The organism is Porticoccus sp., from assembly GCF_965660005.1.
Classification (GTDB): Bacteria; Pseudomonadota; Gammaproteobacteria; order Pseudomonadales; family Porticoccaceae; genus Porticoccus.
This window is the reverse complement of sequence record NZ_CBFHYF010000004.1, coordinates 25,900-48,441: the sequence shown is the minus strand read 5'-3', so window position 1 is coordinate 48,441 and position 22,542 is coordinate 25,900. Positions and strand designations below refer to the sequence as shown.

Below are 22,542 nucleotides of genomic sequence, written 5' to 3'. Positions count from 1 at the left end.
GTCTTCTCCCTCGGGCCTTTATGGTGGTTGCCCTGGTTTTGCTGGTACTGGCGGTATTGCTTGGCTTGCTCGTGGGCCCGGTAGAGATTGCTCCGGTAAAACTGCTGACGCTGTGGTCGGCAGACCAGGATATGGACAGCCGGGTGCTGGAGCTGATTCGTCTGCCGAGGGTGTTGCTGGCGGCACTGGTGGGCGCCTGTCTGGCCAGTTGCGGCGCTGTGATGCAGGGCCTGTTTCGCAATCCATTGGCCGACCCCTCTCTGATTGGCGTTTCCAGTGGCGCCTCGGTGGGGGCCAGTTGTGTGATTTTTTTCGGCGGTTTTGGATTCCTGGGTTCCGGATTGGGTCTGCCAGCCATTGCGATCGGCGCCTTTTTCGGCGGTATGGCCGCCACCGCGGTGGTTTACAGGCTGGCAACCTCGGTAACCGGCACCTCCGTATCCACTATGTTGCTGGCCGGCATTGCCATCACGGCATTGGCGGGGGCGGTCACCAGTCTGTTCAGTTTCTTTGCCGACAATGAAATGTTGCGTCGCATCAGTCTCTGGCAAATGGGCAATCTGGACAATGCCAATTGGCAACGTGTGATGATAATTGCCGCAGTGGTGATACCTCTGGTGTTGGTTCTGCCGCGCGAAGGCCGTGCGCTGAATGCCATGTTGCTGGGGGAATCCGAGGCCCGCCATCTGGGGATTGGCGTTGAGCAGTTGAAGCGCCGCTTGATCGTGCTGACTGCGCTCGGGGTTGGAGTGGCGGTGGCAGCATCGGGTGTGGTTGCGTTTGTCGGACTGATCGTGCCCCATCTGGTGCGATTGCTGATTGGCCCCGATCACCGTTACCTGATCCCCGGGTCTGCCCTGTTGGGCGCGGTGTTGCTGTTGCTGGCGGATACCGGCGCACGCACTCTGATGTCGCCGGCTGAACTGCCGACCGGGGTGATCACCGCCCTGCTGGGAGCGCCGTTCTTTGTTGCCCTGTTGCTGCGGCAACGTCGGGATCTGGTGAGTTAGCGCGATGCTGGAAGCGCAGGGATTGTCATTGTCCGTCGCCGAGTTTTCGCTGTTGCGGGATATTGATTTGCGTATGGAACCCGGCAAGGTCACAGCCATTATTGGTCCCAACGGGGCCGGCAAAACCAGTCTGTTGCGCCTGCTGACCGGCGAACAGACCCCGACTGCGGGCAATGTTGCATTGAGCGGTCAGCCACTGGGGGATTGGTCGTCAAAACGACTGGCCCGTGTCATGGCTGTGTTGCCCCAGAGCTCGCGGCTGGATTTTCCGTTTACCGCCCGAGAGGTGGTAATGATGGGGCGGATTCCCCACGCCACCGGGCTGGTTCGCGATACCGCCATCGTCGATGCAGCACTGGCCGCGGTGGATGGCAGTTATCTGGATAAGCGTTTTTATACTCACATGTCCGGCGGCGAAAAACAGCGCGTCCAGCTGGCTCGGGTGCTGGCCCAGATCTGGGAGCCGGTTGACGATCATGACCGGGTGCTGATCCTTGACGAGCCCACCTCCTCTTTTGATCTCGCACACCAGCAACTGACCATTGCCAATATGCGCAGCTTTGCCGCCCAGGGGGTGGGCGTACTGGTGGTGATTCACGACCTGAACATGGCAGCTCGCTGTGCCGATCAGTTGCTGGTATTGAGTTGTGGCCGGATTGCCGCTTCCGGTTCGCCGCAGCAGGTGCTCACAGCCTCGACGATCAAGCAGGTGTTCAATGTCGATGTGTCCATCGGTATCAACCCGTTGACGGGCACACCGCTGGTGATTGCCTGAGATGCCCCGAACTCTACTACCACTATTGCTGGTACTGTATGGAGCTGCGGTGTTCGCTGAAATCCGTGTTCAGGACGATATCGGCGAACAGCTTGTCCTCGAACAACCGGCCCGGCGGGTGATCACTTTGGCCCCTCACCTGACCGAGCTGGTATACGCAGTAGGTGGTGGGGACCAAATGGCTGCCACTGTGGCCTGGAGTGACTTCCCGGAAGCGGCGAAAGCCCTGCCGGTGATCGGTTCAAACAATAAAATCAATTATGAGGCATTGCTGCAATATCGACCGGATCTGGTGCTCGTCTGGCTGAGCGGCAATGGTGAGAGCATGATCAGTCGGCTCAAATCCCTGGGGTTGAATGTTTATGTCAACAAGCCCCGTCATCTGGACGATATTCCCCGCAGTGTGATGAATATTGGCAGGTTGCTGGGTCGTGAAGAGGCTGCTGTGGAAGTAGCGGACAGGTTTGGTCAGGCCATGGATGCACTGGGTAGTGAATATGGCCAGTCACGGACTGTGGAGGTCTATTACCAGATATGGCAGTCGCCGCTGATGACCTTCGGTGGCAGCCACCTGGTCTCGGATGTGATGGCCCTGTGTGGGGGACGCAATGCGTTTGCTGACACCGCAGGGCTGGTGCCCAGACTGGGTGTGGAGTCGGTACTGGCTGCCGACCCCGAGGTGATTGTGGTGGGGCAGTACACGGAAGCCGAGACAGCGTTTGATTACTGGCGTCAGTGGCCGCAGCTGCAGGCTGTCGCCAGTGGGCATCTTTATGGCGTAGATCCCTATCTGTTGCACCGCCACACGCCGCGTATTGTCATCGGTGCCCGGCAACTTTGTCAGGCTATTGATCGCGCCAGGTGACAGACCGCTTGACCTTGACTTTTACACGAAAAAAAAGCCACCCTGAGGTGGCTTTTTTCTTCGACAGGAAACGCTGTCGGTAAGCAGTCTTCAGATATCATAGCCCCTTTCATCGTGCTGGGAGATATCGAGGCCCTGGAGTTCTTCCTCGTCGCCGACTCTCAGGCCAACCATCAGGTTAACCAGCTTCAGTAATACAAACGTCAGTACGGCGGTATAGGCAAGCGTACTGAGCACCCCGATAAACTGGACTTTTAGCTGTGTGTCCATCGCCATGTCCTCTGCATAGCCCTGGCCACTGAAAACACCGAGATCCGCAGAGATGAATATCCCGGCCAGCAGGGTGCCGAGAATGCCGCCGATACCGTGTACCGGGAAGACATCAAGCGAATCGTCAATCCGGAACTTCAGTTTGATCGCCTGGGTTGCGAAATAGCAGATGATTCCCGCGCTGAAGCCGATCAGCAGTGCACCGCCAGGACCCACGAAGCCCGATGCCGGGGTGATAGTGCCGAGGCCTGCCACCATGCCGGTGACGATACCCAGTACCGACGGTTTGCCGTGCTTGATCCATTCCATCATCATCCAGGCCAGTGATCCGGTGGCCGCAGAAATGTGCGTGACCAGCATGGCCATGCCCGCGTCGCCATTGGCGGCCAGGGCGGAGCCGGCATTAAAACCGAACCAGCCAACCCAGAGCATTCCCGCTCCGGTGACCGTCATGGTCAGGTTGTGCGGCATCATTGGCTGCTGCTGGAACCCGCGGCGGCGTCCCAGCACAATCGCTGTCACCAGTGCGGCAACCCCTGCGGTAATATGCACCACCGTGCCGCCGGCAAAATCCAGCAGTCCCATTTCGCCGAGCCAGCCACCGCCCCATACCCAGTGGGTAATTGGTACGTAGACCACCAGCAGCCACAGGCAGCTGAACAGCATGACCGCCGAAAAGCGCATACGCTCGGCAAAACCGCCGACAATCAGCGCCGGGGTGATAATGGCGAAGGTCATCTGAAACATGAAAAATACAGTCTCGGGAATATCGCCGGCCAGACTGTCCTCTGTGACACCGGCCAGCATGACATTCTGCAGGTTGCCGATCCAGGCATTCATTGAGCCGCCATCACCGAAGGCCAGACTATAGCCGCAGATCAGCCATATCAATGATACGGCACAGGTAATGGCAAAGCATTGCATCAAGACTGACAGCACATTTTTTGCCCTGACCAGCCCGGCATAGAAAAGTGATAGCCCGGGAATGGTCATGAACAGCACCAGCGCAGTGGCGGTCAAAATCCACGCCGTGTTTGCACTATTAAGGGACTCTGTGTGGCCTATGGTGGGCACAAGTGTGCTTAATAGCAGGGCGTAAAGGGTGGAGCAGCGTCTAGCAGGCCAGAACATAATCAATTCCTCTCAGTTTATGCACTGTATTTGTGCAATATATAGGCTCGTGTCAGTGCATCTGCATCAGAATAGAGCAATTTTTTTGTTATTTGCCTTTAATGAGGCGTTCAAATAAGGTTTCGCAATTGCTGTGCCAGAAAATAAGGTTTGGCGTTATTATGGAGCTTGAATGTTCCCGGCCCCACACCGGGTGCACCCTGAAATGCCTGTTCTCGGTGATTCAGGGTTAGCAGAAAAGCAATACACAGTATCGTCGCGGTTCTGTGTCCGGAGGAGTGATAACCATGTCCAATGATGATTTGCGTGACCAACTGACCACACTGCACAACGAGTTGGAGAAGGCAAAGACACTGGCCCCTGAAGACCGGGATATGTTGGGAAATTTGATGTCTGAGATGATTCGCATTGCTCAGGGAAATCTCCGGCAAGAGTCTCACCATGAGACGATGCGAGAGCAGCTTGAGAGAAAAGCCGGCGAATTTGATCTCGACCACCCACGTCTGGCAGGTGTTGTGCGTCAGCTGCTGGATTCACTGGGCAAAATGGGTATCTAGCCTGCTGATCTGTTGACGGAGTGGATTCAAGAATGGAAAACAGATTGTGTGGATTTATTGCAATCGGCGTGCTGATTGCCGGCTGTGCTGGCTCCGGTGCAAAGGAAGAGCAGTATGACTACATTGGCTGGGTCTGTGATGGGGCCAGACAAAGTGATGACTGGTCCTGTGAGATGCGTGAAATCAAGGGCGGCCGGGCGGTCGCCAGGTCAGCAGTGACAGCGGCCAGTGATGCGACCCCCGCCGTTGCACAGGATACCAGTCGGCCTTCCGGGCAGGATCAGCAACACAACCTGCAAATTGTCACCCCACCCAAACAGAGCTGGCGAAACCAGTTGCCCGGTCTCAATAGTGAATCCGTCATATCGGACGCGGAAGCGTTGTCGCCGGCCGAACGTAAACTGAAAAGCCGACCGCCCCGGACTCCCGAGCCGGTGCCCTCTACAGTGATCAAGAAAACACCGCCATCACCCCCGCCTCCCCAGGGCGTCCCGGTGCCCCAGTCTTCCGTTTCCGAACCGGTGGCCTATGCCATGGGTGGCAGTGCTGGCAGTGGTTTGTCCGTCGATACTGAAAAAGCCGGGTATACACTGCAACTGGCGGCCTTTGAGGACACTGACCAGCTCAATGCCTTTATTGAACGGCACCGGCTCGGTGATCTGGCGGTGCAACAGTTTCAAGCGTACAGCCAGAAACGGCAATGCCAACTGTTGGTCTGGGGGGCATTCGAAAGTCCTGTTGAGGCGCGCGAAGCCTGGCGGGCGATCGCCCGGCAATATCCCGGCATCGACCCTTGGGTCAGATCAATGAGTTCGTTGGACACGCCATCCGGTCAACGAGCAGCAGTGGATGGTTGACCAATCCTCCGCTGAGAAACTCACTGTGTTTTACGATGGTGCCTGCCCGACCTGTATTCGAGATCGCCGAACCTATGAAAAACTGGCGGGTACGCAAAACAACGTCTGCTGGGTGGATATCACGGGCGCGGAAGCGCAATTGCGGGAAGCCGGTATCGATGCACGAAAAGCGCTCACCGAGTTGCATGTGCAGGATGGAGCGGGCAATATCTTTTCGGAGATAGATGCCTACCGGTTGCTGATGGCCAGGGTGCCGCTGCTGAAGCCTATCGGTTGGTTGATCGGGTTGCCGTTGGTGCGCCCGGTGCTCAGCAGACTTTACCACTGGTGGGTTCACCGCCGGTTAACACATGACGGGAGGCTTTGATGGCAACCAACAGCGAGGTGATGGTGGGCAACCTGTTTTCGAACATACCGGTGTTGACGCTGGGCGAGCTGTTTGAAGACGTCATTGTCACTGATTTCACCCGCATTCAGCGGATTGTGTCCAGGGGGCAGAGCTCCCCTGAGGGCTTCTGGTATGACCAGCCGGAAAATGAGCTGGTGGTGATCATTCAGGGGAAGGGCGTACTGGAGTTCGACAATGGCGATCGACTGGAGATGGATGTGGGTGATTTTGCCGCTATTCCGGCGCATCGCAAACACCGTGTGGCCTGGACCGACCCCGATACCGAAACGATCTGGCTAGCTATTTTTTATTAGTGTGAACAGACCTTGGGCCGCGGCAGAACTAACCGATAAACCGGTTGGCCAGCAGCCAGGTGGCAGCAGACCCCGCCAGCAGAAACCCCATGGAGTAGAATAGCGCTCCCCGGCGAAAACCTGTGCTCAGGTGTTCCTGCTCGACACTGGCGACAATAAAGGGCAGGCCGCTGTCCTCAGGCTGGCTCAACAGGTGATCCGGTGGCTGGTCAGCCACCGTTAGCTGATGCCGTCGGGCTTCTTCAAGAGCCGCCTTCCGCACTATCTGCCACTCTCTGCGGTCGAGCTTTCCGTCATTGTTGTGGTCAAACTTTTCCAGCAAAGTGGGAAAATCCGTCTTCCAGCTTCTCAGAAGGTCGCCGGCCAGCTGGTCTGCCGACAGTGTTTTCAGGCCCGTGCTGTCGGTGGTGAAATGCCCAAGTGAATAGAGCGGATCGCCCGTCATGATCAAGTATTCCGTGTAGCGATAGCGGCTGCCGAAGCTGATCCTGCCACCGAAATTGAAAAAGCTGATGTTGAGCTGCGCGGGTTTTGGCACGCCAATCGGGCGGCGGGTGGCACCATACCAGACCTGGCGGTGCCGGGTGCTGATGTCGGCGCCCGCCGGATCCACCCGGCAAATCCCGGTGCTGTCCTGCAGATAAAAAGGTTGGCTGGAGGCGCGCTCTTCCACCGTGCTCCAGCGGCTGGATTTTCCGGAACGCTGGTATCGCTCAATAGTGTAGCGCCACCACAGACACAGGGTGCTGCTCAGTGGCGCCAGTTGCGGGTGGCCCTGCAGGGTGGCGATGCCAATCAGCTCGGTGTAGCCCTGACTGGCGGAACGGACTTTTGAGGTGGGCATGTCCTCCACCAGCCGGGCGCGTTTCAGCAGGCGATAACTCTTTCGCAAACAGAGCAGCGAAACTGCGATGGTCACTGTCAACCACAGGGCAAACTCCCCCGAGGATAACTCTGCCACGCATTCGGCACAAAACAGGCTGTTGTCGGCCATTGGTTTAACCCCTGATCGTCATCCAAAAATCGGGGGTGCATGGCGAGACACGGTGAGCTGTCGCATCACGAATGAAACAGCCCTTTGATATCCACATCGGCGAGCTGCTCTTCGCTGAAGCGCAGCAGATCGTGTGGGCCAAACTGAAAATAACCGGCAATCAGCCGGTCCGGGAACTGCTCAATGCGAATGTTGTTCTGGTTCACCACTTCATTGTAGAGCTCCCGGCGGTCGGCGATGCCATTTTCCAGGTCGGAAATGCGCAGCTGCAAATGGCGAAATGAGTCGTTGGCCTTCAACTCCGGGTAATTTTCCGCCAGTGCAAACAGCTAACCCAGTCCCTTGCGCAGGGCTGTTTCGGCAATGCCCAACGCCTGCATATCGCCACCCTGCGCGGCTGCGGATACCTGATTGCGGGCATTGATGACCTGCTCGAGAGTGGTCTGCTCGTACTGCATGTACTGCTTGCAGGTGTCCACCAGCTTGGGCAGCTCCTCAAAGCGCTGTTTCAGCAGCACATCGATATTTGACCAGGCCTGTGCCACCCGGTGCTTCAGAGCCACCAGATTGTTGTAGATGATGATGCCGTAACCGATACCCAGTACCAGCAAGCCGAGCACAATAAAACCGAATACACCCATGACGTTCACCTGTGTTCAATAAGGGTCTGATGAAAGAGTCCGAGAATAGGGGCTTTGGCCATTGGCGGCAACAAAACCTCTGCGTTGGCTGGCAATGCTGTAAGCAGGTATCTGAATGATCGTGGCAGAGGGTTGCGGGGGGTTCACACCCTTTGTTGGCACGAACCCCTGCTATTGTATGGGGAAGAATCAGGTTTTCAGCCGCTTGTATTTCAGTCGTCTGGGTTGCGCATCCTGACCTTTTCGCTTGATCAGATCTTCATGGTATTCGGTGTAGTCGCCCTCGAAGAACACCACTTCGCTGTCGCCCTCGTAAGCCAGAATGTGCGTGGCTACGCGGTCGAGAAACCAGCGATCGTGCGAGATCACCAGTACGCAGCCGGGGAAGTTCTGAATTGCTTCTTCCAGCGCCCGCAGGGTTTCGATATCGAGATCGTTGGAAGGCTCATCGAGCAGCAGCACATTGGCGCCCTGTTTCAGGGTGTCCGCCAGATGCAGGCGGCCGCGCTCCCCGCCGGACAATTCGCCAACCCGTTTTTGCTGATCGCTGCCCTTGAAATTGAAGCGGCCGAGGTAGGCCCGCGACGGCACCTGATAGTTGCCGATCTGCAGGATGTCCTGCCCGTCGGATATGGCCTCCCAAACGGTTTTTTTGTCATCCAGGTTTTCCCGGCTCTGCTCCACAAAGGCAATGTTCACCGAATCGCCCAGTGTAATGGAGCCGCTGTCGGGCTGCTCGGTGCCGGCGATCATCCGGAACAGGGTGGACTTGCCGGCACCATTGCCGCCGACGATACCCACAATGGCGCCCTTCGGAATACTGAGGGTCAGGTTGTCGATCAGCAGTTGGTCGCCAAAGCGCTTGCAGACGTTTTCCAGCTCGATGACCTTGTCGCCGAGTCGGGGCCCCGGGGGAATATAGATTTCGTTGGTTTCGTTGCGGGCCTGGAATTCCTGGGAGCTCATCTCCTCGAAGCGGGATAAGCGGGCCTTGTTCTTGGCGTGGCGGCCTTTGGGGTTCTGTCGCACCCATTCCAATTCATTTTTTATGGTGCGTTGACGGGCATCCTCCTGCTTCTGCTCAGTCTCCAGTCGTTTTTCCTTGGCCTCCAGCCAGGTGGTGTAATTGCCTTCGTAGGGAATGCCGTGGCCGCGGTCCAGCTCCAGAATCCAGCCCGCCACATTATCGAGGAAGTAGCGGTCGTGGGTGACTGCCACCACCGTGCCGGAAAACTCCTCGAGAAATTTTTCCAGCCAGAATACCGACTCGGCATCCAGGTGGTTGGTGGGTTCATCGAGCAGCAGCATGTCGGGTTTTGACAACAGTAGACGGCACAGGGCCACCCGGCGTTTTTCGCCCCCGGACAGTTTACTGACATCGGCCTCCCAGGGCGGCAGGCGCAGGGCGTCGGCTGCCACTTCCAGGGTGTGATTCAGGTTGTGGGCGTCCCAGGTCTCGATAATGTTTTCAAGCTCGCCCTGGCGCTTGGCCAGCTTGTCGAAATCCGCATCTGGTTCGGCATAGGCTGCGTACAGTTCGTCCAGTGCTTTCAGTGCATCCACCGCTTCCCGGACGCCGTCCTCCACATTGCCGCGAACATCCTTGCCCGGGTCCAGTTGCGGTTCCTGGGGCAGATAGCCCACCTTGATCCCGGGCATCGGCCGCGCCTCCCCCTGAATGTCGGTATCGAGTCCGGCCATGATTTTCAGCAGCGTCGATTTACCCGAACCGTTCAGGCCGAGCACACCGATCTTGGCGCCCGGAAAAAAGGACAGTGAGATATCCTTGAGGATCTGGCGTTTGGGTGGAACGACTTTGCCCACCCGGTTCATGGTGTATACGTATTGAGCCATTGCTGATTGCCTGGTCTGCTGGTTTCGACTAAAAAGAATACGTGATGCCTATGAGGGACTGTCGACAAGCATCGACAGGGCTCTTGCCATCAGGCATGGGATTGTAGCTCAATCTGCCGGGGGTCAGAAGTCCGCAATGGTTGGGTTTTGGTCTGCCGCATGCAGGCAGTAAACTGAAAGCTCACAACGGGTGAATCGCATAATGGGCACACAATCAACGGGGGCAGACCGGTGACGAGGTCGATCGAAACCTTGACGGGGAGCCAGCTCGGGGATATTGATCCGGATCAGGCGCTCAGGGACAGGGAGGAATACAAATACCTGCTGGATAAGCTGCAGGAAAAGATGCTGCAAATCCAACTGGCCTATTACACCCAGGGTCGACGGGCGGTGATTGTGCTCGAGGGGACGGACTGTGCTGGCAAGGGTGGTATTATCCGTCGACTCACGCAACCACTGGATGTGCGCGGTGTGCAGGTCTGTCCGATCGGTGCGCCCAGCGCTGAGGAGCATCGGCAGCACTATTTGCAACGCCTCTGGCGGCGACTACCATCGTCGGGGTCCATAGCGATCTTTGATCGCTCCTGGTATGGCCGGGTGCTGGTGGAACGTATCGAAGGCTACTGCAGTCAATCTGCCTGGCAGCGTGCCTATGCCGAGATTAATGACTTTGAGAGGATGCTTCATGACGATGGCGTACCGGTCGTCAAACTGTTGCCGGTGATTACCAAAGTCGAGCAAATGCGGCGCTTCGAAGAGCGCCTGCGCAATCCCCGCAAGCAGTGGAAAATTACCAGCGAGGATATTCGCAACTGGCACCGCTGGGATGACTACCAGCTGGCGTTTCAGGAGATGCTGGACAAAACCTCGACGGAGTGCGCTCCTTGGCACCTGATTCCCGGCAACCGAAAATGGTTTGCCCGCATCGAAGCGCTGAAAGTGGTCACTGAAATGCTGGCCCAGGGGGTCGATATTTCAGTACCATTGATGGACCAGAAACTGATGAAACAGGCCATCGAAATGCTGCATCGGGAGCTAAAGGGATCCTAAAAGGGGTCGGTGACAATTAAGAATCATTCTCAGTTGTCACCGACCCCTTTATTCTTCATTCCTTTATTCTTTATTCCAGTACGGGGGTGGTACCTGATCCTGTACGGGTTTACCGAATCCCAGTTTGCCCATTTCGATGCCGCGGCGGAAGTCGCGCATGTGTTTTTGCATCCACTCCTCGGCTTTTTCCTGGTCGCCGGCACAGATAGCGTCGTAGACATGCCGGTGGGCGACCAAGATGGGCTCCCCCGGTGACAGGGCACGAATGATGGCGCCCCAGGCGGGATAGAACAGTTCGTTGAGGGGCGCGCGGGCCAGCAGCAGGGCATGGTTGTGGGTAGCTGCCGCCACCAGATTGTGAAAGTCGATTTCCACTTCCAGCAGCGCGTCGTGATCATCGATCACCTCGCGGGTACGTGTCAGATTGTCTGCCAGTAATTGTTTCTCGACATCGGTGGCAGATAGGCACGCCAGTTTGCCTGCCAGCGGTTCCAGCCCCATCGCCACTTGCCACAGTTCCTCAAAGGTCACCTGATGCATCAGCATGGCGGCGCTGACGGAGCGGCCGACAGCCTCGGTGCCGGGCAGTGTCACCACCAGCCGCTTTCGGTCGGCTCGACCGAGAATACCGACGTGTTCCAGCAGGCGGATTGCCTCCCGGACAGTGGAACGGGTGACGCCGAATTGTTCGGCCAGATTGGTTTCGGTGGGCAACAATTCCCCCGCCTGAATATCGCCGGAAATAATGGCGTGACGAATTTTCTCGCTGATCAGCCGATAGGCGGGTTGGTGGGCCAGGGGGCCAAAGCTGACGGGTTGACTCATGATTGGCGATCCATTGCTGAGGTGTGTGGCAATACTGGTACAAAGGATAACAGAGTTTTCTATAATTGACATATTGTCGGACAATATGTCAGCATCGATTTATTCGAAGAAGTGCTCAGTGGCGAATGCCTATAATTAAAGGGGCGTGAAACTGGCAGGCGATGGGGGTTCCCGTCGATCAGATTTCCAGAGGAGGTGACCGTGACAGAAGCAATGCCTGATAACCCTGCGCGTCCGAAGGTTGATGCCACGCCGTTGCGAATCGTCACGGCCACGTCGCTGTTCGATGGCCACGATGCCGCGATCAATGTGATGCGCCGGTTGATTCAGGGCGGCGGCGTCGAGGTGGTGCATCTCGGCCACAATCGCAGTGTCGATGAGGTGGTGCGGGCGGCGATTCAGGAAGATGCCGATGCCATTGCCATCAGCTCCTATCAGGGCGGCCATATAGAGTATTTCCGCTATATGCTGAAATTACTGCGTGACAATAATGCCGCGCATATTCAGGTTTTCGGCGGGGGTGGCGGCACCATAACGCAGGATGAAATTGCCCGGCTCGAAGCTGAAGGGGTCAATCGTATCTATCACCCCGCTGACGGGATGAAGCTGGGTCTGACCGGGATGATCGATGACCTGGTGGCCCGCGCCCACGAGGCTCGTCGTTCAGGCTCTTCTCCAAAACAACCATCACTGGATGATGATGTTGCGGTGGCGCAGATGATTTCTGCTATCGAAGAGGGCACCATTGCCCCTCCCGAATTGGCGCGACTGAAAAAGACCTGGCAACTGGCCGCCGGTAAAACCCCGGTGGTAGGTGTCACGGGTACCGGTGGTGCGGGTAAAAGCAGCACCGTGGATGAGCTACTGAGCCGTTTTCTGTTGCAGCGCCCGGAAATGCGTATTGCCGTGCTGGCGGTGGACCCGACCCGTCGCCGCACCGGGGGTGCACTGCTCGGTGACCGCATTCGCATGAATAGCCTGTCCTCACCACAGATTTACATGCGTTCCATGGCGACCCGTCGCCAGCACCTGGCCACCAGTGAGATGCTCGGCGATGTTACCCTGTTCCTGAAATCCCTCGGCTACGATCTGGTGCTGGTGGAGACCGCCGGTATTGGCCAGAGCGATTCCGAGATTGTCGATCTGGTGGATTTCTCTCTCTATATTATGACCAGCGACTACGGTGCGGCGAGCCAGTTGGAAAAGATCGACATGATTGATTACGCCGACATGGTGATTCTCAACAAGTACGACAAGCGCGGTGCTGAAGATGCCTTGCGGGATATTCGAAAACAGTGGCAGCGCAATCACAATGCCTTTGCCGTGACTGCGGAGCAGATTCCGGTATACCCGACCATTGCCAGCCAGTTCAACGACCTCGGGCTGAACAGCGCCTTTTATCACCTGTGTCGCCTGCTGGTGGAAAAGAAGGCCCTGGACGAAAATCTCTGGGTGCCGCCCGTCGTTGATGGCGATATTGCATCGCGGTCCGTGGCGTTGATCCCTGGCAGTCGGGTGCGCTACCTGGCGGAAATCAGTGAGAGTGGCCGCCAGATCAAGGTGGACAATAACCGCCAGGCAGAGTTTGCGGCCAATGCGTTTCAGCATTATCAGGTGTTGGCATCCCTGGGCGACCCGCTGTTGCCGGAATCGTTGGAGCTATACCCGGTGGCGGCCCTCAGCGACGGTGAGGGTGACAAAACGCTGTGTGCCCTGCGACGGGGTTATCAGGATGCCATCGGTGATCTGAGCAGCGAGTCGATCCGCCTGTTGCAGGAGTGGCCAGAGCGCAAAGCCGGTGTGGAGCAGCAGGAATATTGCTATCAGGTGCGCGGTCGGGACATAACCGGTGATAACTATGTGGAGTCCCTCAGTCACCTGAAGATTCCCAAAATTGCCACTCCTCAGTATCGCGACTGGGGGGAGCAGCTCAGCTTTCTGTTGGCGGAGAACTTGCCCGGCAGTTATCCCTATACGGCGGGGGTGTTCCCCTACCGTCGCGCCGGGGAGGACCCCACCCGGATGTTTGCCGGTGAAGGCACGCCCGAGCGAACCAACCGGCGTTTTCACTATCTTTCCCGGGGGCAGTCGGCGACCCGGCTGTCCACCGCCTTTGATTCAGTGACGCTGTACGGCGCTGATCCCGATCCGCGCCCGGATATCTGGGGGAAGGTAGGTAATTCCGGTGTGTCGGTGGCGACTCTGGACGATATGAAAAAACTCTATTCGGGTTTTGATCTCTGCTCGCCGTCTACCTCTGTCTCCATGACCATCAACGGCCCGGCACCGATCATTCTGGCGTTCTTTATGAATACCGCCATCGACCAGCAGGTGGAAAAATATCTGAAAGGCAACAACCTGTGGGATGAAGCGCAGCAGACAATTGATGCCTGGTTTGGCGATGAACCGCGTCCACAGTATGCGGGTCAATTACCGGAGGGCCACGATGGCCTGGGATTGGCGCTATTGGGTATTACCGGTGATCAACTGGTGGATGCCGAGACCTACGAACGCATCCGTGCCGAAACCCTGGCGTCAGTGCGCGGTACCGTGCAGGCCGATATTCTCAAGGAGGACCAGGCTCAGAATACCTGTATTTTTTCCACCAGTTTTGCCTTGACCATGATGGGCGACATGCAGGCTTTTTTCATCGAACACAATGTTCGCAACTATTACAGCGTGTCGGTGAGTGGGTATCACATTGCCGAGGCGGGGGCCAACCCGATTTCCCAACTGGCGTTTACCCTGTCCAACGGGTTTACCCTGGTTGAGTATTACCTGTCCCGGGGTATGAAAGTGGACGATTTCGTACCCAACTTCAGCTTCTTCTTTTCCAACGGTATGGATCCGGAATACACGGTGATGGGCCGGGTGGCACGGCGCATTTGGGCGCGGGCCATGAAGGCCCGTTACGGTGCCAGCCCGCGCAGCCAGATGTTGAAGTATCACATCCAGACCTCGGGCCGCAGCCTGCACGCCCAGGAAATGAGTTTTAACGACATTCGCACCACGTTGCAGGCGCTTTACGCGATTTTCGACAACACCAACAGCCTGCACACCAACGCCTACGACGAGGCTATCACCACGCCCACCACCGAGTCTGTGCGCCGGGCCGTGGCGATTCAATTGATCATCAACCGGGAGTTTGGCCTGAATATCTGTGAAAACCCCTGGCAGGGCTCTTTATTATTGATCAGCTGACAGATCTGGTCGAGGAGGCTGTCTACAGCGAATTTGAAAAAATCTCCGAGCGCGGTGGCGTATTGGGGGCCATGGATACTATGTACCAGCGCGGCAAGATTCAGGAAGAGAGCCTTTATTATGAACACCGCAAACACGACGGCTCTCTGCCGTTGATTGGGGTCAATACCTATTTGCCGGAAGCCGGTACAGAGGAAACTATTGAGGGCCGCGAACTGGCCCGCTCCGACGATGCCGAAAAGCAGCAGCAGGTGGATAATCTGAAGGCCTTCCAGACACTGCATAACGGACAATCCCAAGCCGCTTTGGAGCAATTGCAGCGGGTAGTTCTGCAGCGAGAAAACTCCTTCACCTGTCTGATGGAGGCCGCCAAATGCTGTTCACTCGGCCAGATGAGTGGGGCTTTGTATCAGGTTGGCGGATTGTATCGACGCAACATGTGAGCGGTTGGTATGGCCGTAGCTGACGGGCATTTTGGCGATAAACTTTTATCCTGATTATTCGGCTGCGCCGAGCCCTGTCGACGGCTGCGCCACGGTGCTGAATCGTCACTAATTCCTTGTTTCTATTGCAATTTCCATAAAGCCGCTTATTTGATCTTTAATCCCCTAATGGGCCAAACTGGTCTCTGAAGTGCCTTTCCTTTGACCAGGTTTCACTGGTTATCAAGCGTCGTTAATTCACTTTTTTGATGAAAACAAGGCACAGAAATAGGTGTTACCCGGAGGTTTATTTATGTCAGCAAAGAATCAGGAAAAAGGCTATGTTGCCTTGCTGGGCTGGTCGCTAAATGCTATTGACGCTGTGGACAGAATGGACAGGCGTTACGTGGTCATTGCTCCGCCGTGGGCAGAGGAATATGCGACAAAGCACAGTATTCCCTATATTCCCTGGAACTTTGAGCGGCTGAATGATCGCTCCATGGAAATTGCTCAGACCTTGCAGGATGAGGGTGTGGATGTCGCCATCCCGTTGTTCGAGGAAACGGTGGAATGGGCTGGTGCGATCAATGCGGTGTTGATGAAAAATCCCAGTTTGATGGGGCAGTCGTTGCTGTTTCGCGACAAGGCGCTGATGAAGCGTCGTGCGCAACTGGGTGGTATCCGTGTTGGCATTTTTGAAGAAGCCCATGACAAATCGGACGTTATTCATTTTCTCAAACGGGTCAATCAGGCCCTGCTCAAGCTGGATGGTGACCCCAATGACCCGATTCACCTGAAGGCTTTTGACAAGGCCGGCTGTCTCGGTCATCGGGTTGTAAGAACCCCCGATGATGTCCAGGCGATTCCTGAGGACGAGTTCCCGTTTTTGATGGAGAGCCATCTGGACGGCTGGGAATTCGCCGTGGAAGCCTGGATTCACGACCGTAAAATTCGTTTTCTGAATATTTCCGAATACGTTACCCTCGGTTACTCGGTGTTTGTGCCGGCCTCTCCCGAGCTGGAGAAATGGCGACCCCGCATTGAGGAAGAAATAGAAAAACTGATTGAAACATTTGATATTGATTTCGGTTTCATTCACCCGGAATATTTTGTCACCAAAGACGGTAAAATGTACTTTGGTGAGGTAGCCTATCGTCCGCCAGGCTTTAAAGTGTTTGAATTGCTTGAACGAGCCTATGGCTTTAACGCCTATCAGGGCATGGTTCTGGCATTTGATCCGCACACCACAGAAGAGGAAATTACGGCATTTTTCCCCAAAGAAGTGGTGGATGCCAAAGGCCATGCCGGGTGTTTCGGGGTCTATCCGCGCCGACGGGTAGTGAGTGAATTGCGTATCCCGGAAGAGACGGAACAGCATGAGTACTTCGAGTTCCATGAGTTGCAGGCTCCGCAGGAAAACAAGGTGACCAAGCGCTCGGCATTTGGTACGCATTGGGGGCTGGTATATTTCTTCGGTGCTGAGCCCTACAGGATGCGCGATTTGCTGAAGCATCAGTAAGAACTGGATTTTTATGTCTGAGGTTTCCCCGGAGACGGGCCCTGTTGCCAGCTCAGGTGAGCTGGCTGACGTGATCGAAAGCTCCCTGGAGCAGGCGGTTGGCCGGCTGGAACGCAGCCGGGATTTCGCCAAACCCGCAGCGACGCCACAGGTGTTGGAGCTCTGTCGTCGGTTGATGATGCAGCCGGGGGGTGTTGAGCAGCTCTATCTCTGGGCCCCCAGACTCGACCGCGCTGGGGTATTCCTGGGCACCGACTGGCAGGATCCGAAAACCCTGCTGGCCGGTCTGGTGGCCAATACCTTCGAGCTGGGTGACCGGCAGACGCTTGTGATTGAATGTCTCAGCCAGTTGAGGGCGTTGTCAGTGGCCAGTGGCAGTTATGTCCGGGCCGGATTTTCAGCAGAGCAGGCCCACCATTTCCTCTCCCAGGTACTGGCCCATAACCTGAGTAAAGTATTTTCTGCCGGAGCTTCTGAGGCGGAACGCCAGAACCAGCCGGAGATGACTCGGGTGGTTAATGATCTGTTGCATTTTCTGGTTGGGCACGTCGGTTACGAGGATATTCTGGGCAACCTCACCGATGAAATCTGGCGTATTCTCGGCCAACGCCCGATCCAGGTCGGCCATGTCAAAGCCATGATCACCCAGATAGCGATTACATTGGCCGGGGGCGATTACAGCCTCGGTGATGCCCGCCTCGGTGCAGACCGTTTGATCTCGGCGCTGTTCGGGCCGACCAAGACCAGCCTGGATGATCTTGGGATACCCCACTATCGGGCGTATCTTGCCGCTATGGATTTCAATGCCCTGCAACAGGAAGCCCGGGGGTTTGCCCGGGCCATGCACGATGTGGGGCTGGTCTCCGATTACCATGCGGCATTTTTGCGCTGGCTGCTGGAAAATGAACGGGTTGAGTTGATTCCCGATGCGTTGGGTCTGAGTAATACCGGGCTGGATTCACTGCAGTGTTACAGCAAGCTGGTCTATCAGCTGATTGAAGAAGCCATCTACCCTGAAACCGCCCAGGCGATCTACGGACTAGCCATGTTGCTGGAGCGCGGCGTCCTCTTCATTCCGCCGATTGGTCCCGGCCTTTGGCGGCAGATATCGCTCGATCTTTCCGAGAATGCCAACGCTGCGATCAGTGCGGCCTTTGGTCAGGCGCTGCCCGCACGGGTCTTTTTGCTGGCCGGGACCATTTCTGTACTTGGGCAGCCCCTGGGTCTCGGACAGGGTAATAACCCCACCTGTCAGTCGGTGCGGGCGATTTCCATATGGTCGTTCAATGCCCCCGACTACCTGCTGCATCTGATCGATCAGGTCGGGCACTTTGATGGCATGTTGATGCATTTTGAAGGTGCGTCCATCAATTCTGCAGAGTTGCCAGTGGATCTGACGCGAGCGGTGCCAATTGACAGCGATCCGGTTTCCAATTTGCTGGTGCCACATCTCGATCGTATTTATCTCCAGATGGGACGTCTCTGCGCCGACCGCGGTGAGGATCCGCACCGTTGGATCAATCCGGAGTTTCAGGGCTGGTGGGTGGGTCGTGGTTTTAATATTGCCGTCGACGTGGCTACCGGCAAGCTGCACGATTACGATGGTTTTCTGCGCAATTTCTTTGCCTGTTACCACCCACTCAACAATGGCAACCAGTTAGTGATTCACCCCCAGCCAGCGGGGTTGGCGGTGACGGACAGCTCAGCGCGGTTTGTGGGCTGGCATGCGATTACCATCCTGCGTGTGGCGCTCGATCAGTCGGGAGAAATGCGGGTTTATTTTTATAACCCGAACAATGACAGCGGGCAAAACTGGGGCAATGGCATCAACGTTTCAACCCAGGACAATGGCGAGCGCTATGGCGAATCTTCGTTGCCGTTCAATCAGTTGGCTTCCCGGCTGTATATTTTCCACGACGACCCGCTCACGTCCAATGCTGTCTGGGGCGTGGCAGAGGAAGAATTGCAGAAGGTCAAAGACATGGCCTTTTCAAGCTGGGCTGCCGACCGTATGAACTGATGGGCTCTGGTGAGCTAACATCTGGCCTGATGAGTAGTGGGTAGAGTGGAACAGTCGTAGCCAGACGCTCTGGGCATTACATTGAAAGCGGTCTATTAAGCTTGGGATTCACTGGTGGATTTGTGTACAATTCACGCTCTTTTATTCCAGCCATCAGTGTGAGATCCATGTTCGATAAAGATATCAGCATTGCAAGTTTTGACCCCGAAATCTGGGCTGCCATTCAGCACGAAGAGCAGCGTCAGGAAGAGCACCTCGAGCTGATTGCCTCCGAGAACTACACCAGCCCTGCTGTGATGGCTGCTCAGGGTACCAAGCTCACCAACAAGTACGCAGAGGGCTATCCCCACAAGCGTTACTACGGGGGTTGTGAGTTTGTTGACCAGACCGAAGAGCTGGCCATTGAACGTGTCAAGGTGCTGTTTGGTGCCGGCTATGCCAATGTTCAACCCCATTCCGGTTCGCAGGCCAACAGTGCAGTGTATCAGGCACTGTGTCTGCCAGGTGATACCATCCTTGGTATGAGCCTGGATGCCGGCGGCCACCTCACCCACGGTGCCAAACCGAATTTCTCCGGCAAGATTTATCATGCTGTGCAATATGGTCTTAATCCTGAGACGGGTCTGGTGGACTATCAGCAAATTGAAACGCTGGCGCTGGAACACAAGCCAAAAATGATTGTGGCCGGTTTCTCTGCCTATTCCAGGATGCTAGATTGGGCAAAATTCCGCGAGATCGCCGACAAAGTGGGTGCCTACCTGCTGGTGGATATGGCCCATGTGGCGGGCCTGGTGGCTGCCGGTGTTTACCCCAGCCCGGTTCCCTACGCCGATGTGGTCACCTCCACCACCCACAAGACCCTGCGCGGTCCCCGTGGCGGTATTATCCTGACCAACAGTGAGGAGTTGGCGAAGAAAATCAATTCGGCGGTATTTCCCGGTGGTCAGGGTGGCCCCCTGTGCCATGTGATTGCCGCCAAGGCGGTGTCATTCAAGGAGGCGATGACCGAGGACTTCCGCACTTATCAGCAGCAGGTAGTGAAAAATGCCAAGGCCATGGCTGGCGCCTTTATGGAGCGGGGCATCAGAATTGTCTCCAAAGGCACCGAAAATCACCTGATGCTGGTGGATCTGATCGGCAAGGATTACACCGGTAAGGATGCGGATGAAGCGCTTGGCCGCGCTTATATCACAGTGAACAAAAATGCGGTTCCCAATGACCCGCGTTCACCCTTTATTACCTCGGGGCTGCGGATTGGTACCCCGGCAATTACGACCCGCGGGTTTACCGAGACTGAGAGTATCCAGCTCACCCACTGGATCTGCGATGTGCTGGACAGTCTGGAAAACGGTACTGCCGAGCAGGTCATTCCACAGGTGAAGGAAAAGGTGCTGGAAATTTGCGCCAGGTTCCCCGTCTATGGATAACCGGTCATCACCGATGAGATGGTCCGAAAAGCCCTGCTGAAGCGGGGCTTTTTGTTTCTGATGGGGGGGCTGTTCTGTGCCTTTGATCGGTTTGCTGAGGCAGGTGAGGGTGGCAAGATGTGGTACTATTCGCGCCTGTTCGTATTCATTGGCAAAACCCATGCACTGTCCTTTCTGTAGCGCTGACGATACCAAGGTGATTGATTCCCGGCTGGTCGCTGAAGGCGATCAGGTGCGTCGTCGTCGCGAGTGCCTCTCCTGCAGGGAGCGCTTTACTACCTATGAGGTGGCAGAACTGCTGATGCCAAGAGTGATCAAGCGCGATGATGTGCGCGAGCCGTTTGATGAGGGCAAACTCAGGGCGGGTTTGCTGCGTGCTCTGGAAAAAAGACCCGTGGGTATCGAGCGTATCGAAGCGGCCATTTCCCACATTCAGCATCAGCTTCGCGCCACCGGTGAACGGGAGGTGACTTCCGGGGTGATTGGTGAACGTGTGATGGAGCAGTTGCGCGAGCTCGATGAAGTGGCCTATGTCCGATTTGCCTCGGTCTATCGCAGTTTTCAGGACCTGAGCGAGTTTCGCGCCGAACTGGATCGGCTGGAAAAAAATCCACCCGAGATCAAGGGTACCTGAATCCGGTGAACAGCCGTCTTGATTTGAGCCTGATGGCCAGGGCACTTCAACTGGCAGGGCGGGGTCGCTATACCACGATGCCCAATCCGATGGTGGGTTGTGTCATCGCCAGAGGTGATCAGGTGATCGGTGAGGGCTGGCATGAGTGCGCGGGTGAACCCCATGCGGAAATTCACGCTCTGAGCCAGGCCGGAGGGGCGGCGAAAGGTGCCACAGCGTATGTAACACTTGAGCCGTGCAGCCATTACGGCCGCACTCCGCCCTGTGCAGGGTCGCTGATTTCGGCGGGTATTGCCCGGGTGGTGTATGCGGTGGTGGATCCCAATCCCAAGGTTGCCGGTGTCGGTCTGGAAACGCTTCGGCGGGCTGGTATTACAGTGGACGGGCCGGTGCTGGAGGATGAAGCACTGCAGCTCAACCGTGGATTTATCAAGCGCCATCAGCATGGCAGGCCCTGGGTCACCGTGAAACTGGCCATGAGTATGGATGCGCGTACCGCCATGGCCAATGGTGAGAGCCGCTGGATTACCGGTGCTGCAGCACGCAGTGATGTGCAGCGGTTGCGGGCACAGAGTTGTGCCATTATTACCGGGAGCGGCACGGTGTTGCACGATAACCCGCTGCTCACTGTCCGGGCCGCCGAGCTGGGGCTTGAGAATGCGGCCAGGATCGCCACGAGACAACCGCTCAGGGTGGTGGTTTGTGGCAAAAAGCCCCTGTCATCCACGACAACCCTGCTGAACGATGGCGGCAGGACGCTGCTGGTGACGGCGGGCGAAAAAAATATTGCGAATGTTTCCTCGGTCAACCTCGACAGGGGTGACGGCAGAGTAGATTTGGCAGCCCTTTTGCGACAGCTCTCGGTGCTTGAATGCAATGGTGTGCTGGTGGAGGCCGGGGCGGCACTGGCCGGGGCATTTGTCAGTCAGGGGCTGGCGGATGAGTTGATCATTTATATGGCCCCGACACTGCTCGGCAGCCTGGCGAGACCCATGATGGTGCTGCCTTTTGAAAATATGGATCAGAAGCTACCATTGAAGATCCGGGATATTCGTATGGTGGGCGACGATCTGCGGATCACGGCAACACCGCCGTCGTTTGAATAAAAGACAGTAAACAGAGTTTGATGACAAGTAATCACACCGGTTGGCGAAGGTATTATGTTTACAGGCATTATTGAAGCAGTGGGCGAGGTCGTGTTCTGCGAGCCTCGCGGTGGTGATCTTCAGTTGCGGATCAAAACCCGTGATCTGGATCTGGGCAGTGTTGCTCTGGGCGACAGTATTGCCACTAATGGTGTATGCCTTACCGTGACCGCATTGCCGGGCGATGGTTATGTGGCCGATGTGTCCTCGGAGACCCTGGCGAACACCACTATCGGTGACTGGTGCGCAGGCACGTCTGTCAATCTGGAACGGGCATTGATGCCTTCGAGTCGCCTGGGAGGACATTTGGTTTCGGGGCATGTGGATGCGGTGGGTGAAGTACTGAGCCGTTACCCCGATGCGCGGTCGGAGCGTTTTCGGCTGCGGGCCCCCGATCCGCTGGCAAAATACATTGCCCAAAAAGGATCAATTACAGTGGATGGCACCAGCCTCACAGTCAATCGTGTGGCGGGTGCGGAATTCGAGCTGAATATTGTCCCCCATACGCTGGAGAATACTGTAATGGGCACCTATGTTTCCGGCACCCGTGTCAACCTTGAAGTGGATCTGGTGGCTCGTTATCTGGAGCGGCTGCTGCTGGGTGACAAGGCGGCTGAGGCCTAAGTGCGACCGCGACAAACGG

At 56.4% G+C, this 22,542-nt stretch carries 19 protein-coding genes and 2 pseudogenes; 16 read left to right on the top strand and 5 right to left on the bottom strand.

From position 1 onward, the window contains the following. The first annotated feature begins 20 nt into the window (after positions 1-20). Genes ACTF5G_RS02075 through ACTF5G_RS02065 form a run of 3 tightly spaced genes read left to right on the top strand, consistent with a single transcriptional unit; the run spans position 21 to position 2,650 of the window. The gene (locus ACTF5G_RS02075; RefSeq protein ID WP_438951200.1) at positions 21-1,010 is read left to right on the top strand and encodes a FecCD family ABC transporter permease; all 990 of its coding nucleotides are present in this window, start codon (positions 21-23) and stop codon (positions 1,008-1,010) included. A gap of 4 nt (positions 1,011-1,014) precedes the next feature. Next, positions 1,015-1,785 (top strand): heme ABC transporter ATP-binding protein, encoded by a 771-nt coding sequence (locus tag ACTF5G_RS02070; RefSeq protein WP_438951161.1) that lies wholly within the window; start codon positions 1,015-1,017, stop codon positions 1,783-1,785. Between the two features lies 1 nt (position 1,786). After that, positions 1,787-2,650: a cobalamin-binding protein gene (locus ACTF5G_RS02065; protein WP_438951160.1), complete on the top strand. Its 864-nt coding sequence runs from the start codon at positions 1,787-1,789 to the stop codon at positions 2,648-2,650. A 90-nt stretch (positions 2,651-2,740) separates the two neighbouring features. Here ACTF5G_RS02065 and ACTF5G_RS02060 read toward each other — a convergent pair whose 3' ends face one another. After that, the gene (locus tag ACTF5G_RS02060) at positions 2,741-4,051 is read right to left on the bottom strand and encodes an ammonium transporter (RefSeq protein WP_438951159.1); all 1,311 of its coding nucleotides are present in this window, start codon (positions 4,049-4,051) and stop codon (positions 2,741-2,743) included. Positions 4,052-4,338: 287 nt separating this feature from the next. Here ACTF5G_RS02060 and ACTF5G_RS02055 point away from each other — a divergent pair, with 287 nt between their 5' ends. From ACTF5G_RS02055 to ACTF5G_RS02040, 4 genes are read left to right on the top strand one after another with little or no spacing between them, the layout of a single operon-like run. Then, entirely contained in the window at positions 4,339-4,608 is a 270-nt protein-coding gene (locus ACTF5G_RS02055) for a DUF4404 family protein (RefSeq protein WP_438951158.1), read from the top strand. Positions 4,609-4,640: 32 nt separating this feature from the next. Beyond that, positions 4,641-5,465, top strand: a complete 825-nt coding sequence (locus tag ACTF5G_RS02050) for an SPOR domain-containing protein (protein WP_438951157.1) — start codon at positions 4,641-4,643, stop codon at positions 5,463-5,465. Continuing rightward, positions 5,458-5,832 carry a thiol-disulfide oxidoreductase DCC family protein gene (locus ACTF5G_RS02045; RefSeq protein WP_438951156.1) on the top strand — a complete coding sequence of 125 codons (375 nt, stop codon included), beginning with the start codon at positions 5,458-5,460 and terminating at the stop codon, positions 5,830-5,832. The genes ACTF5G_RS02050 and ACTF5G_RS02045 overlap by 8 nt, the downstream gene beginning before the upstream one ends. Next, positions 5,832-6,167 carry a cupin domain-containing protein gene (locus ACTF5G_RS02040; protein ID WP_438951155.1) on the top strand — a complete coding sequence of 112 codons (336 nt, stop codon included), beginning with the start codon at positions 5,832-5,834 and terminating at the stop codon, positions 6,165-6,167. The genes ACTF5G_RS02045 and ACTF5G_RS02040 overlap by 1 nt, the downstream gene beginning before the upstream one ends. A gap of 28 nt (positions 6,168-6,195) precedes the next feature. Here ACTF5G_RS02040 and ACTF5G_RS02035 read toward each other — a convergent pair whose 3' ends face one another. The 3 genes and pseudogenes from ACTF5G_RS02035 to ettA form a co-directional block, all read right to left on the bottom strand. After that, entirely contained in the window at positions 6,196-7,161 is a 966-nt protein-coding gene (locus tag ACTF5G_RS02035; RefSeq protein WP_438951154.1) for a GIDE domain-containing protein, read from the bottom strand. A 65-nt stretch (positions 7,162-7,226) separates the two neighbouring features. After that, positions 7,227-7,802, bottom strand: a pseudogene (locus ACTF5G_RS02030) (LemA family protein). Between the two features lie 189 nt (positions 7,803-7,991). Next, positions 7,992-9,656 (bottom strand): energy-dependent translational throttle protein EttA, encoded by a 1,665-nt coding sequence (ettA, locus tag ACTF5G_RS02025; protein WP_438951153.1) that lies wholly within the window; start codon positions 9,654-9,656, stop codon positions 7,992-7,994. A gap of 231 nt (positions 9,657-9,887) precedes the next feature. Here ettA and ACTF5G_RS02020 point away from each other — a divergent pair, with 231 nt between their 5' ends. Further along, on the top strand, positions 9,888-10,706 hold the full coding sequence (locus ACTF5G_RS02020) for a polyphosphate kinase 2 family protein (protein WP_438951152.1): 819 nt from the start codon (positions 9,888-9,890) through the stop codon (positions 10,704-10,706). A gap of 63 nt (positions 10,707-10,769) precedes the next feature. Here the strand turns inward: ACTF5G_RS02020 and ACTF5G_RS02015 are convergent, their stop codons facing one another. Then, positions 10,770-11,531, bottom strand: coding sequence for a FadR/GntR family transcriptional regulator (locus ACTF5G_RS02015; protein ID WP_438951151.1), 762 nt, complete (start codon positions 11,529-11,531; stop codon positions 10,770-10,772). Positions 11,532-11,744: 213 nt separating this feature from the next. Here ACTF5G_RS02015 and ACTF5G_RS02010 point away from each other — a divergent pair. The 8 genes and pseudogenes from ACTF5G_RS02010 to ACTF5G_RS01975 all read left to right on the top strand — a co-directional run bounded on the left by ACTF5G_RS02010 (position 11,745) and on the right by ACTF5G_RS01975 (position 22,523). Then, positions 11,745-15,175, top strand: a pseudogene (locus ACTF5G_RS02010) (methylmalonyl-CoA mutase family protein). Positions 15,176-15,467: 292 nt separating this feature from the next. After that, positions 15,468-16,673, top strand: coding sequence for an ATP-grasp domain-containing protein (locus ACTF5G_RS02005; RefSeq protein WP_438951150.1), 1,206 nt, complete (start codon positions 15,468-15,470; stop codon positions 16,671-16,673). A 13-nt stretch (positions 16,674-16,686) separates the two neighbouring features. Then, positions 16,687-18,693 (top strand): hypothetical protein, encoded by a 2,007-nt coding sequence (locus ACTF5G_RS02000; RefSeq protein ID WP_438951149.1) that lies wholly within the window; start codon positions 16,687-16,689, stop codon positions 18,691-18,693. A gap of 167 nt (positions 18,694-18,860) precedes the next feature. Beyond that, entirely contained in the window at positions 18,861-20,120 is a 1,260-nt protein-coding gene (gene glyA, locus ACTF5G_RS01995) for a serine hydroxymethyltransferase (RefSeq protein WP_438951148.1), read from the top strand. Positions 20,121-20,138: 18 nt separating this feature from the next. Further along, positions 20,139-20,300, top strand: a complete 162-nt coding sequence (locus ACTF5G_RS01990) for a hypothetical protein (protein WP_438951147.1) — start codon at positions 20,139-20,141, stop codon at positions 20,298-20,300. Beyond that, a complete protein-coding gene (gene nrdR, locus ACTF5G_RS01985; RefSeq protein ID WP_438951146.1) occupies positions 20,281-20,754 on the top strand; it encodes a transcriptional regulator NrdR in 474 nt (157 codons plus the stop codon). The genes ACTF5G_RS01990 and nrdR overlap by 20 nt, the downstream gene beginning before the upstream one ends. Before the next feature lie 5 nt (positions 20,755-20,759). Further along, a complete protein-coding gene (gene ribD, locus ACTF5G_RS01980) occupies positions 20,760-21,860 on the top strand; it encodes a bifunctional diaminohydroxyphosphoribosylaminopyrimidine deaminase/5-amino-6-(5-phosphoribosylamino)uracil reductase RibD (RefSeq protein WP_438951145.1) in 1,101 nt (366 codons plus the stop codon). 54 nt (positions 21,861-21,914) lie between these two features. Further along, positions 21,915-22,523 carry a riboflavin synthase gene (locus ACTF5G_RS01975; protein ID WP_438951144.1) on the top strand — a complete coding sequence of 203 codons (609 nt, stop codon included), beginning with the start codon at positions 21,915-21,917 and terminating at the stop codon, positions 22,521-22,523. Positions 22,524-22,542 lie beyond the last annotated feature (19 nt).

What these genes read in the sequence shown, in the direction of transcription:
- ACTF5G_RS02075 (WP_438951200.1), top strand. Translation starts at nt 21, where the DNA reads ATGGTGGTTGCCCTGGTTTTGCTGGTACTGGCGGTATTGCTTGGCTTG.
- ACTF5G_RS02070 (WP_438951161.1), top strand. Translation starts at nt 1,015, where the DNA reads ATGCTGGAAGCGCAGGGATTGTCATTGTCCGTCGCCGAGTTTTCGCTG.
- ACTF5G_RS02065 (WP_438951160.1), top strand. Translation starts at nt 1,787, where the DNA reads ATGCCCCGAACTCTACTACCACTATTGCTGGTACTGTATGGAGCTGCG.
- ACTF5G_RS02060 (WP_438951159.1), bottom strand. Translation starts at nt 4,051, where the DNA reads ATGTTCTGGCCTGCTAGACGCTGCTCCACCCTTTACGCCCTGCTATTA.
- ACTF5G_RS02055 (WP_438951158.1), top strand. Translation starts at nt 4,339, where the DNA reads ATGTCCAATGATGATTTGCGTGACCAACTGACCACACTGCACAACGAG.
- ACTF5G_RS02050 (WP_438951157.1), top strand. Translation starts at nt 4,641, where the DNA reads ATGGAAAACAGATTGTGTGGATTTATTGCAATCGGCGTGCTGATTGCC.
- ACTF5G_RS02045 (WP_438951156.1), top strand. Translation starts at nt 5,458, where the DNA reads ATGGTTGACCAATCCTCCGCTGAGAAACTCACTGTGTTTTACGATGGT.
- ACTF5G_RS02040 (WP_438951155.1), top strand. Translation starts at nt 5,832, where the DNA reads ATGGCAACCAACAGCGAGGTGATGGTGGGCAACCTGTTTTCGAACATA.
- ACTF5G_RS02035 (WP_438951154.1), bottom strand. Translation starts at nt 7,161, where the DNA reads ATGGCCGACAACAGCCTGTTTTGTGCCGAATGCGTGGCAGAGTTATCC.
- ettA (WP_438951153.1), bottom strand. Translation starts at nt 9,656, where the DNA reads ATGGCTCAATACGTATACACCATGAACCGGGTGGGCAAAGTCGTTCCA.
- ACTF5G_RS02015 (WP_438951151.1), bottom strand. Translation starts at nt 11,531, where the DNA reads ATGAGTCAACCCGTCAGCTTTGGCCCCCTGGCCCACCAACCCGCCTAT.
- ACTF5G_RS02005 (WP_438951150.1), top strand. Translation starts at nt 15,468, where the DNA reads ATGTCAGCAAAGAATCAGGAAAAAGGCTATGTTGCCTTGCTGGGCTGG.
- ACTF5G_RS02000 (WP_438951149.1), top strand. Translation starts at nt 16,687, where the DNA reads ATGTCTGAGGTTTCCCCGGAGACGGGCCCTGTTGCCAGCTCAGGTGAG.
- glyA (WP_438951148.1), top strand. Translation starts at nt 18,861, where the DNA reads ATGTTCGATAAAGATATCAGCATTGCAAGTTTTGACCCCGAAATCTGG.
- ACTF5G_RS01990 (WP_438951147.1), top strand. Translation starts at nt 20,139, where the DNA reads ATGGTCCGAAAAGCCCTGCTGAAGCGGGGCTTTTTGTTTCTGATGGGG.
- nrdR (WP_438951146.1), top strand. Translation starts at nt 20,281, where the DNA reads ATGCACTGTCCTTTCTGTAGCGCTGACGATACCAAGGTGATTGATTCC.
- ACTF5G_RS01975 (WP_438951144.1), top strand. Translation starts at nt 21,915, where the DNA reads ATGTTTACAGGCATTATTGAAGCAGTGGGCGAGGTCGTGTTCTGCGAG.